This window comes from Candidatus Omnitrophota bacterium, from assembly GCA_028716165.1.
Classification (GTDB): Bacteria; Omnitrophota; Gorgyraeia; order JABMRG01; family JABMRG01; genus JAQUQI01.
Genome location: JAQUQI010000005.1, coordinates 1 through 13,040, shown reverse-complemented (window position 1 = coordinate 13,040; position 13,040 = coordinate 1). Strand labels below are relative to the sequence as shown.

Sequence of the window (13,040 nt, the reverse complement as noted above, 5' to 3'; positions counted from 1 at the left end):
GAATGGGCCTCCTGCTTTAGAGAAATTTCAAATATCAACTCCCGTTAAGAAAACGAATGTCTGCTGTTAATATCCGTATTGCTATTTGGATAAAATGTCAAGAGTAATAAGCTATAAATGCGGTTGGTATTTTTCATACTTTATTTCATATATTTTAAAACTTTTTTAATTTATATAGTAAGTATAGCATAAGTCAATATTTTGTCAAGTAAAAAAATAAAATGCGCGCATTTTTTTAAGATATTAATAAAAAATCCTTTCTACGCAATGCTGTTACAAAACCGGCGCCATATATCCTGGAATATAATAAACATCCCGGGAACAATAAATAGAGTCAATATGGTAGAGCTAATAAGCCCCCCTATGACTGTTATAGCCAGAGGGCACCACAAGCTTGCCTGTTCTGTTTTATCAATAGCCATTGGGAGAAGCCCCAAAAGAGTGGTGCATGTCGTCATCATTATAGGCCTTAACCTGTCTATACTGGCCTTAACAACAGCCCTCTTGGCCCTAAAACCCGATTTTACTAACCTATTAGTATAATCAATTAATATGATGGCATTATTAACTACAATGCCCCCGAGCATAATAGCTCCCATGAGAACGCTGATATTCATGGCCTGCTTAGTAGCCCATAAAGCGGCGGCCACACCTATAGCAGCCAATGGAACCGTAATCATTATAATAAAAGGCTGGGCATAGGACTCAAAAAGCCCCGCAAGCACTAAATATATTAATATTATTACTATCCATAATATACCTGGCGGCCAGACCGCCATAAATTCCTTCTGGTTTCTTATCATCCTCCAATAATTTTCGCCAAGGCTGTAATAATAATCATTAGGAAATTTTAAACCTTTAAGCGCCTGCTGTATCTTATCAGCCGCTGTGCCGAAAGTATACTTGCCGCGATTAGCGCTTATCTGTATCATGCGGTTTTTATTTTTGCGCCATATTTTGCTAGGGCCTATCCCGGGCTCAAAATCCACAACCTGTTCAAGATAAACATTATTCCCGTCAGGCGTAATCAAGCTAAGTTTTCTTAACTGGTCAAGGCTACGCCTGTCTTTTTCCTGTAATCTGGCTATTACCTCTACCTCTTTGGCATCGGCATGATACAGGGTCGCCCGCAAGCCTCTCATCTGGGCATGAATAGAATCAGCGATATCGTTAACCGTAAGACCATATATAGACGCCTTGGCGCGGTTGACTTTCAGGCTCCATTCGGGCCTGCCTTTTCTCCATCTCATTTTAAGATCCATAAGACCGGGTATCGCCTGCATTCTTGTAAGCATTGAAGAGGCGACCTCATTAAGCGTATTATAATCATAACCAAATATATCAACTACGATTTCGTTTGTCTCCGTCTGTTCTGTTTCTTCAAAATATATAAACGCCTCACGGTATCTCCTTTCCACATCCTCAACCCTCGTCCTAAGGTCATCTACCACCTCGTTGGTTGACCGTGTCCTCTGCCCCAAAGGGGTAAGCTTAACATATATTTTGGACGACCATTTCTCTATCCTGGAAGAAAACTGTTTGATCTCCGGGACGGTTTCTAAGATTTTTTCTATCGCCGCAACCGCACTGTCAGAGACGTTAAGCTTGGCGCCTGTGGGTAATTCTACATAGATTGTAAAATCCTGTTGATCGGCAGTCCCGATAAATTCTTTTTCAATACCAAACACAAGCAGGCATAGCGCCGCGCAGAATAAAACCGCCGCCACTAACACCATAAAGTATCTCCAGCGCAGGCTCTTTATCAACAAACGTTTATAAAATTGTTTGACCATATCCACAAAAGTTTTTCTATTTCTTACCATAGGCCGGATTTTCTGTGAAGAAAGGTTTCTGTGTTTAAAAATCCCGCTCCAATCCATGCCGGGCAGATACACGGAAAGCATCGGAACAAGAGAAAGAGCGACAATTAGAGACGCTACAAGAGAAAGCGTCACGGTAAGAGCCAAACCCATATAGAGTATCCTGATATCTTTGCTTATAAACATAATAGGCAGAAATACTACGATGGTGGTAATCGTGCCTGATAATATAGCAAGGGCCATCTCCTGGGTCCCTTTTATAACAGCCTTGAATTGCGATAAACCTCTTTTTGCCATACTGTGGATATTTTCAAGCACAACGATGGAATTATCCACAAGCATGCCCACCCCGATAGCAAGCCCGCTTAATGTCATTATATTCAGGGTAACTTTTAAAAAATACATAAAAATAAAAGTGGTAATAATAGACACCGGTATTGACACGGCTATTATCAGCATAGAACGCGCGTCCCTTAAAAACAACCACAAGACAAGCATAGCGAACAATGCCCCTAAAAAAAGGGCGTTTTTAACACCGTTGATGGCCTGCCTTATGCTTGCCGCCTGATTATAGGTTTCTATAAGACGGATTCTTTTGTCTAATACGCCTGTTTTTTCTAATTCCTCCAACGATTTTCCAATAGCGGTAGTGACCTCAACCGTATTTGCTCCGCTTTCTTTTTGAATATACAGCGAAACAACGGGTAAAATATTGACCCTGGCATAACTCTGCGCTTCAAGATACGAATCTTTTACTTCAGCTATATCTTTAACTTTAATAATAGACCTGCTCTTTGTGGATATAACACCTATATTTTCTATATCAGATATTGCCTTAAAACCGCCTGCAATCCTTATAAGATGTTTCTGCCTGTTTTTATCATAGGCCCCTAACAACAAATCTATGTTATTTGAATTCAAAACACTGATAACCTGGCCTATGGATATATTATAAGCCTGTAATTTTCTCTGATCCAATTCAACAAGAATCTTCCGTTCCCGCCCGCCGGCAATATCCACATTAGCAACTCCATCAACTCTTAATATTCTGTCTTTTACAATACCGTCCATTATTTTTCGCAGTGCCTCGGGCGAATAACCGGGCCCCGTGGCCGCTATGATCATAACAGGCCTGTCCTGTTGTTCAAATTTTGCTATTACAGGTTTTTCAATTTGCGCGGGCAGTTTAGATCTTATTCTTGAAAATTTTTCTCTGACTTCAAGCAGGGCATAATCCATGTCTATACCGGGCTCAAAACGCATCACCACATGAGAACGCCCTTCTTCGGATATGGATGTAAGGCCGCGCAGGTAAGAAACGGAGCTAATGGCGTCTTCGGTAGGCTTTGTAACAAGCTGTTCAACTTCTTCAGGCGGAATCCCGCCGCGTATATTGACGAATATTGAGATATCGCCGAAACTATAATTAGGTAAAAGCTCAACGGGAAGGCGCAATAAAGAAATAATGCCCATAAGCATTACGCATGAAAAGATCATAAATACCGTTATAGGTTTTTTAACTGAAAAATTTGGTAGACCCATGGTTTTGTGCCGGCTGTATCGCGGCCGCAAAAAATTGAATATTTTTTCGGCCGCCGATTTATTATGGATAATCTTATTTTAACGTGTAATATCTTCCGATGGCAGCAGGCCCCTTAAAAACAATAACGCCTGACTTTAAAAGATGTTTCAGGTCCCTGGCAGCGGTCGGAATAGATATATTAAATTTTTCTGAATATTCTTTCCTTGAAATGCGGCCGTTTTCCTTTAGATAGGCGATAAGAGCCTTCTGCCTTTCATTGAAACCTCCCTGCCAGATATCACGGTTATCTTGAGAGGCTGTAAGGCCTTCTTCAGTTTTTAAAGGAAAAAGCGGCGGGGTATCCCCTCCCGCGGGTATGCGGCCCTTTTTTTCATCCGTGGCCGAGAAATCGTTTGCCGCGGGTGCTATGCCGCCTCCGGAGCCTGATTTATCATATGAAAGTTCAATCACAGGCGCAAGCGGAGGTTTTTGAGCTTTAACAGCGTCATGACCTTGCTCGCCCGCGTCTGCCAAAGGCGCAAACTTGAGCTTGTCGTCATTTTTTAACCGCGGAGAAAAAGCTTTAATAGACGTAATAATATCGTTAAAACCAAGATATATAACCGGAACAACAACAAGCGAAAGAAATGTTGAAGCAATCAATCCACCGATAATAGCTATTGCCATAGGTTGCTGTAATTCAGAACCGTGATTTAAAGCAAACGCGAGCGGAAACAGGCCCAAAACAGTGGTCAATGCCGTCATCAGTATTGGCCTTAGGCGCCTTCTGCTTGAAACCATAACAGCATCATAAGCGCTCATTCCGCGCTCTCGCAATATATTAACATAATCAATAAGCACGATACCGTTATTTACGACAATACCGCCGCAAATAATCACGCCTAAAATAACCATAATACTTAAAGGTGTCCTGGTAAAAAGAAGCATCAAGATAATACCGATAATTGAAAGCGGTATGGTAAATAATATGACAAACGGCTGCCAAAAAGATTCAAATTGCGAAGCCATAATCATATATACGAGCAAGACAGATAAGACAAGGGCCATTCGCAGGCTCCTGAACGATTCTTTTATCTGTTCGCTTTCGCCGGCAAGCTTGGCCGAATAAGCTGTTGAAGGCATTTGCACCCTTGAAATGGCCTCTGAAACAGCCTGCGCCACATTCTTAAACGAATTCTTAAATATTGAAGCGCTTACGATAATAGTCCTTTCCTGGTCCTGACGTTTTATTTCACTCGGGCCTTTGCCCATACTTAGGTAAGCTAATTCCGAAAGCGGGACATCAACGCCCAATGGAGTATGAAACTGCAAACGCCTTATCTTTTCCATATTGTCCCTGTCAGAGGGCTTGAGCCGGACCCTGATGTCTATCTCTTCGCCTTCTCTCTTTAATTTTGTCGCTACATGCCCCTTTATTGCCGTTTGAGCCGTAAGCGCGATATCACTGGCAGTAAGATTGTATGTTGCCGCTTTATCCTTAAAAACATTCACCTTTATTTCCGGTGCCGGGGCGACAAGAGTGTTTCTTACGCTATATATACCGGAAATTTTTTTAATCTCTTCTTCAACAATAGCGGTAATATTGCGCATTGTGCCAAGTTCTTTGCCTCTTATCTCAATTACGATAGGGGCCTCTGTTTGAAACGCTGATTGAAACACGGATTCCTGCAATATATATTCAATTGAGGCCCCTGACAATTCTTTAGGGCCTATCTGGTCTTTAAGCTTGCTCAAAACAACCGATGTGCCATCCAAGCGGTATTGAGGGCCCGACTTTCCAAAACCCGCTTTTGGTTTAAGGTTAACGATAATCTGCGCCTGATGAGGCCCCATGGTCTCTAAAAGAGCTGTCCCTTTCTTTTCTTTCGTAGAGCCTATATTTGTTGTCACGCTGTCTATTTCCGGCACGGCAAATAAATATGACTCTATCTTTCGCGCCACTGTATCGGTATGGTCCAGCCTGGTTCCCGGGGGTAAGTTGAGTTTTATCGTAAACTGGCCCTGATCAACCTTGGGAAGAAGTTCGGTATCCAGAAAAGGCAAAAGCATACAGCAGAACAAAAAAACAATCAAAAGGGCCGCAAGGCAAAAAGCCTTTCTTTTTATAAAAAAACAAAGCGCTTTTTTTAACCCCGACTGGAACGGAGTCATAAAAGTATGATTAAGATCAGAGTCGTCTTCAGAATCAACAACAGGGATATCCTTAACTGTGGAACATAAAACAGGCATAAGCGCAAGAGCGGTAGCAATAGAGCCTAACAATGAGAAGGTGACCGTAAAAGCCAAGTCTTTGCATATCTGGCCGGCAACGCCTATCACAAATACCATCGGCAGGAAAACCGCTATGGTAGTTAATGTTGACCCCGCTATAGCCCCGCTTACCTCTGATGCCCCAAAAGCGCTTGCCTCTATTATGTCTTTTTTCTCTTCCTGCCTATGCCTGTAAATATTTTCAATCACTACTATGCCGTTATCAACAAGCATACCCACTCCAAGCGCCAGGCCGCCAAGAGATATCATATTAATCGTTATCCCGCATAGAAACATGAGAGCGAATACCACCATTATAGAAACAGGTATATTGAGAGCCACTATCAGCGCGCTTTTTATGTTGCGCAAAAAAAACAATAATACCAAAAACGCGAGAAACCCTCCCTGGAAAGCGGCATCCGCGACACCTTTTATATTACTGCTGACAGCAAGAGACTGGTCGGCAACCATACTGATATTAATACCTTCGGGAATGATGTCTTTGATCTTTTTTAATATTTCCTTGATACTATTCGCGACCTGGAGTGTATTCGCGTCCGCCTGTTTTTGTATTGACAGCGACACATTATCGCGATTATTAAATCTTGAAACTGACGTCTTTTCCTTAAGCACTTCTTTTACCGACGCTATGTCTTTGAGGGTGACCAGGTGTGTGCGGTAAACCGGCTTATCGTCTTCCGCCTGCCGCGCGCCGGCGTCAAACCCGATAAATTCGCTTTCCCGTTTTCTATCGTCAACGTCTATTACAAGCCCGGAAATATCGTCAACCATCTTGAATTCGCCGATAGTCCTGACAAGGTATTCATAAAAACTTTCTTCAATGGTCCCTGCCGGATAATTCAAGTTTGACTTGGCTATAAATTCAACCACCTTATTCAGGGCAAGCCCTTTTGACATCAGCTTATCCTGGTCAATTTCAATAATAATCTCCGGGATCCTTCCGCCCGTTATATTGGCGGCAGCAACACCGTCCGCCTTCTCAATCTCATTTTTAATAATCTTATCCGTTATTCGGCGAAGTTCGGCGGGGCTTATGGTTTCCGAGGTAATATTTAAAACCATGAGGGGCATTTCAAAAGGATTGAATTTCATTACGACAGGGTCTTCCGAACCGCGCGGCAGGCTTTCTTTGATAAGATCTATTTTTTCACGAACACCCAGCGCCGCAAAACTCATGTTCGTGCCCCAGTTAAATTCCGCTATTACAAGTGAGGTCTCTTCTTTTGATATGGAGCTGATCTTGCGAACGCCTCCTACTGTTCCGACAGCCTCTTCAATAGGCTTGGTCACAAGTATCTCCATCTCTTCAGGGGCGGCGTCTTTGTAAGATGTAATAATGCTAAGCTGCGGGTAAACTATCGGAGGGTAAAGCTCTTGCCGTAATCTCGTCCACGATATAAGGCCGAACAAGGTTACGCCCAGAAAAACCATAATAACTGTTACCGGCTTTTTCATTGACAAACTTGATAATGACATTTATAGTTCTTTCCATATTTTTAACGCACTGCAGCAATACAAAGAAATCAGCCATGGGCCTTTAAAAAACACCTGTCAGGATTACAGCCTGATTTCAAGATGGCTGTCAGCTCAAAGCATAGGTTCTTGTATCTCTATAACATCCACCTTCGCGTTGTCGCTAAGTTCGGACATGGATTCAGACACTACCTGTTCGCCTTCACGGAGCCCGTCCACAATCTCAACATAATCCGTTGACACATAGCCTATTGAAACAGGGACAGCCTTGGCTATATTATCGGAAGAAACAACATACACGGAGTCAAATTCATTATTGTTATCAAGATCATAAAGGCACGCGGAAGGCAGTTTTATCGCGTTCTTTTTTTCATAGACAAATACCCAAATTCTGGCAAACATACCCGGAAGCAATGTGCCTTTAGGGTTAGTATTCTTGATTCGGACCTTGGCTGTCAATGTTCTTGATTTGCCTTCAACTATCGGAGCTATATTCTCAATAATACCTTCAAATTCCACGCCGGGGTATGTGTCAACCACAACCTTAGCCTTTTGGCCTAACGCGATCCTGTTGATATCCTTTTCAATAATACCCATCTCCGCGATAACAACGGATGTGTCATATAATGAACCTATTTTTATGCTGGGCGTGACGTATTCTCCTATATCAATGTCTCTGGTTCCCATAACGCCGTCTATTGGAGAATACCGATACGTCTTGTCAAGCTCGGAGAGGGCAAACTCTATCTCCTTTTTGGCCATCTGGGACTGGGCGTGGGCAGTTTCATACTCAAGCTGGATCTCTTCCAGCTTGGACTTTATAATTATCCCGTCATCAAAAAGACGCTGATGAATTTCAACCTTCTTCTTTACACCTTCCTCCGCCAGTTCCTGGGTCTTGAGCTTCTCCTTGGCATACTCCAATTTTAACAAGGCGTCCTTTTGGGCAAGCGTTGCTACAATGTCTCCTCTCCTGACCATATCACCTTCAAAAAAATTCATAGACTCTACTATACCGCTTGATTCAAACCTCAATTCAATTTCCCTGTCGCCTCTAATTGTGCCCATGCCTGAAAGCATGTCCGTAAAATCTCCCCGGACAACACGGTATGTCCTGACAGTAACAAGCTCCTCTACAGCTTCTTCTTCCGGTGTAATAAGAAGCCCTTCAGGCGCTTTTTTAGAAAACGGTAAAATCTGTCTGACCTTATCAATCAGGCCTGCTACGGATAAACCTGATTTACCCGCCCGCGCGGTTATAAAAAAAATGGCGGCTATAAAAACAATGGCGATAAGAAGCCATATAAGAAATCTTGGGAAATGCCGGGCATAGCCGGGCTTGTCTTTTTTGGGGGCATTATTAATAACGTCTTTCATCCGTCCGGACATGGCAGACTCTGTCTGTTTATCACCGTCCCGAACCGTGCCATCTTCAGGCGTATTGTTAACAGCCTTGCGGGATACGGTTTGAGCTGCGGACTTGGAGGTTTCGGCAGATTTTTTTCTGCCAAAATTCAATCGGAAAACACCCATTTTTCGCACTCCTTATTTTGCATACTTTTTAAAATACCGGGAAGAAACCCATAACCGTTTTACCGATATATTAAAACAAAACTAAAAAACCGCGGAAAACATTATTCCGCCTTAAAATAATCACTGATACCTATCGCATTATTCAATTTTACAACAGCCAGATTATAATCAGATACCGCTTTAATATACACCGATTTTTCGTCGGCAAGCTGTATTAGAGAGTCTAAAAGCTGCGATTGCATGGCTTCATTTAGTTCGGCCTGGGCCCTTGCCGCTTTCACGGCTTCTTCATGAAAATTGACTTTCTCAAGCGCGTTCTTTACCTGCAAAACAGCTTCCTGGTAACTATAATAGGCCTCTTTTACAGACAAGGCTGATTGCCGTCTTGTTTCAATAAGATCATTTTCCGACTTCTGCTTAGATATTCTTGACTCTTCTATTTCCGATTTTAACGACAATGAATCCTTATCAAGTATGGATATCTCACCCGCATTCGCGGTTGTCCCTGTCCTGTCCGTTTGGCCGACTTTTCTGCTGGTTTTTTCTTTTGTAAAGGAATATGAAGGCGTCGCGAACCAGAACGGCTTGCTCACCTTGACTCCTATATTCCAGTCAGGCTCAAGGTTCTTTGATTCCGTGTTATAATAAGAATCAGCCGCGCCATAAAATCCGGTAAGATCCACCCTGAAACCTTCTTTGCCTTTTGTAATCTTCTCCCCATATTCATTGGATTCCACTATAAGTTTATTGACAAGGATATCAGGATAGTTCTTTGCTGAAATATCAAGACATTCATAAAGATCTATATCTATGACCTTAAACGGTAGTTCAAGATCAACTTCCCCTATATCTACAGCCTTATCGGACATATCAAGCCCCATGGCCTGCTGAAGCTTAAACCTGCCAAGAGCCAGGTCCCTTTCGGCAGTCGCTATCTGAAATTGTATCTGATTATAACGGGTCTGCACATTAAGCATCTCAAGGTCTGTGCTTAAGCCGGCGTCATGCCTTTTCTGGGCAAGCTTTAATACGGGTTCGGCGTCTTTTAAAAGCTGCTGCTGGAGCCTAAGATTCATTATCGCGGAAACTATATTAAGATAGGCCTCGGCAACCTTAAAATTAACTTCATGTTCTATTTTTTTGTATTTGGCCTGCGCGAGATCTACATTAACCTTGCTTTGCTTATACGCGTTCATAAGCCTGCCGCCCTGATACAAAGGATGTTCAGCCCCGACCCCATAGACTTCTTCAGTAAACCCCTGATCTCCATAGACATCCCCTACAGTATGCGATGCCTGGAGTTTAACATTTGGGAAAAGCGCCCTGAAGGCATCTCTTTTTTTAAGCAAAGAAAGCTTTATCTCCTCCTTGGCTGTCTTTGCCTGGGAATTGTTTTCAAGAGCAATCAGGCGCGACTGGCCAAGGCTAAGAGTGCCTTTTCCGTCAACAAAAAGCTCTTTCAATACCTCTTTTCCTATACTCTGCGCCTTTTCATAGGCCTGCCGCTTTCTGCTTTCAAGTTCCGCCTTTTTAAGCTCGTCTATATTTTTTTGTTTTATAAGGCTTTCCTCTCTAATTTCGTCTCTGAACATGGTAAGAAATTCTTTGCGCGCGAGATCTTTTAATTGTTCTTGTTCAGTCCGGACAGCAGCTTCAGGCTGTGCTTGCGTGGTTTTACCTGCGGCACCAATTTCGGATGTTCCGGCAGGCGTAAAATCCGCTTCCGTGCGGCGCTGTTCAACAACAACCTCTTCCGGTTTGTCTGCCATATCCTGCGGCCTCTGACTCTGACTGCCGGCCTCATATAACGCCGTGTCATCAACCGGCGCGAACAGCTCCAATATCAAGACCGTATCATCATCATTAGAATAAGCGGAAAGAACTAAACCGTCGTCAACATTTAACGCGATATATTTAATAGGATAATAACTTTTATCAAGCGATTCCGGCAGGGGAATAGAATTATCTTTTATGATCCTGATTGACCGTATGGGGCCTGAATTAAATTTTAGCAAACCCTCTATCTTCGTAAAAACAGGAGCCTTTGGCGTGACCATTATACTGTAATCAGGCCCGGATACTTTCTGCACCTCAAATAAGGCAGTATTCATTGTTGACAAAATAATCAGGATAGAACCGTCAGCATCTTCAACATTGATAACATCAAGCAAATTACCGGTTACCTCCGGCTCCTGTCCGTAATCTGCCGAAACAGGCAAGGGGCTTTTAGGCAAAAATTGCGCATAACCCGGGGCTTTTTCTGACGGCATATTTTCTGTTATAATGCGGGCATCCTCTTGTTGTGTTAACGGTACCGCAATGTCTGCACCGGCAGGCAAACCTGCTCCAATATCCACGGCTATAACCTTGCCATGGTCAAAGGAATCCACGGAATATGGAAGTTTTTCACGCGGGGTAATAATAATATAATCCACCGCGTAAAAATATTCATCAAGGCCCTGCGGCTTCTGCGCGTAAGGCGTTTCTACTATGTCTATTGACCTGACAAGACCCTGATCATATTCAACATGTTCCTGTAATTCACAAAAAGACACCCCCAAAAGGTCTACGACAATCCTATAGGGTTCTTGTAATTCGTAGTGAGTAAAACCGATCCCATTATTCGCGGAAAAGACAATACGTGAAAAATTATCATCGGTTTCATATTGAAGGTCTGATAATACGTATGGTGAGGCGGCATCAGATGCGTCGGCCATTACATTATTATATATTACAAAAATAAATACTAAATGAAATACAAAGTAAACCACCCACCGCTTCATTCCAATTCCCTTTACATTAATATAATTAACAAAAACCGTATCATATGAGTTAAATTTAACATATGATACGGTTAATGTCAATACATACGGCTAAAAAGGAAAAAATATTTATCAAAAACACATATATTTTAAAAAACCAAATTCAGGCAAACCTCCGGTTTCCTATACCTGTAAATATCAAATCTGGGCGAATATTTCTCTCATTACAAGCGCCGCCGCGCCAAGAGCAACCGCGCTGTCACCAAGCCTTGACGGCACGATTTTTACTGTATTTGCCGGCTCTTCAAAAGCAAGGCTCCTTACAGCCGTCCTTACGGGGCCAAGTAATATCTCTCCTGCCTGCTCTATGCCGCCGCCTATAACCACAACTTCGGGATTAAACAGATTAATAAGATATGCTATGCGCACACCTAAGTTTAAACCGGCATTTTCTATTATCTCAATAGCTATTTTATCTTTAGCCTTTGCCGCCTCTATTACGATTTCGGGTGTTATATTTTCAATATCTCCGCCGGCAATTTCAAGCATTTTTGAATCGGGCCGCTCCTTTAAAAGTATGGACTTAGCGGCCTGGGTTATGCCTAAGTCAACGCCCCAAGGCCTTAAATAAGACAGGTCTTTGCCTTGTAAAGGAGATCCGGGATTATCAACCATTAACTGTATCTCGCCGGCGCTTCCTCCCGCGCCACAATATATTTCACCTTTGATGATAATACCGCATCCTACATCGGAATAGACATAAAGCATATCATCTATCTCTTGTTCCAAACCAAGCCTTTTTTCTCCGAAAGCAGCCACGGTAGCGTCATTACCAACAAATGTCGGTATGCTAAACTCTTTCTGCACAAGGGCCTTTACAGAGGCGTAACTGCCTGTTGTCCGGCCCCTTAACGAATCTGTATCCCTTACAGTGCCTGCTAAAGCATCTATTACACCTGATATGCCTAAACCAACTCCCTTTACCTTGTTTTTATCAATCTTTGTTTTCTCCATAATTTCATAAATTATTTCAATAGAACTTGTTATTACTTCATTCATAGGGCCCCTGGGCCTGGGCCTCTTTACCTTGCCGATAACGCCGTTGGCAAGGTCCGTAATAACTGCTACCATATTGACCGGGCCTATATCAACACCGATAACATTACCCATTTTGGCATTAAGCTCAACCAAAGTGGGTTTCCTGCCGCCTGAAGACACGTCAAAACCTTTCTCTACAACAAGGTTTTTATCAACATAACTATTCACATAATTAGAAACCGTAACAATATTGAGCTTTGTTACCTTTGATATCTCTGTTCTGGTTACAGGCCCGCTTTTTCTTATCACATCAAGTATGGCAAGATTCTTCCTTTCCCTGTCTGAAAGAACCTGATCCCTGAATAATGTCTGCCTAACCGTCATGCCTTGCCTCCTTTATATCTCATAGTTTAAAAACTCTTTTTAAAAAGTATAACAAAAATTTATTTAATAGTCAAGGCATATTTAGTATCAGTAGTGTCAAGATAATTGTGCACTTTCGTATTTAAGTTCAGATTGAATTGAGTCTTTAGACATATCCTCTGGTATTGTTATGTTAAGGTGCTTTATGATACCAAAGATCCATAAGTTTAAAGAGTG

At 42.4% G+C, this 13,040-nt stretch carries 5 protein-coding genes; all 5 read right to left on the bottom strand.

Annotated elements, in window-relative coordinates; translation table 11 throughout:
- Window positions 1-260: 260 nt before the first annotated feature.
- On the bottom strand, window positions 261-3,362 hold the full coding sequence (locus tag PHV77_03795; protein MDD5504420.1) for an efflux RND transporter permease subunit: 3,102 nt from the start codon (window positions 3,360-3,362) through the stop codon (window positions 261-263).
- Between the two features lie 73 nt (window positions 3,363-3,435).
- A complete protein-coding gene (locus PHV77_03790) occupies window positions 3,436-7,110 on the bottom strand; it encodes an efflux RND transporter permease subunit (GenBank protein ID MDD5504419.1) in 3,675 nt (1,224 codons plus the stop codon).
- A 111-nt stretch (window positions 7,111-7,221) separates the two neighbouring features.
- Entirely contained in the window at window positions 7,222-8,640 is a 1,419-nt protein-coding gene (locus PHV77_03785) for an efflux RND transporter periplasmic adaptor subunit (GenBank protein ID MDD5504418.1), read from the bottom strand.
- A 101-nt stretch (window positions 8,641-8,741) separates the two neighbouring features.
- The gene (locus tag PHV77_03780; GenBank protein ID MDD5504417.1) at window positions 8,742-11,357 is read right to left on the bottom strand and encodes a TolC family protein; all 2,616 of its coding nucleotides are present in this window, start codon (window positions 11,355-11,357) and stop codon (window positions 8,742-8,744) included.
- A 243-nt stretch (window positions 11,358-11,600) separates the two neighbouring features.
- Window positions 11,601-12,824, bottom strand: coding sequence for an ROK family protein (locus PHV77_03775; protein MDD5504416.1), 1,224 nt, complete (start codon window positions 12,822-12,824; stop codon window positions 11,601-11,603).
- Between the last annotated feature and the right edge of the window lie 216 nt (window positions 12,825-13,040).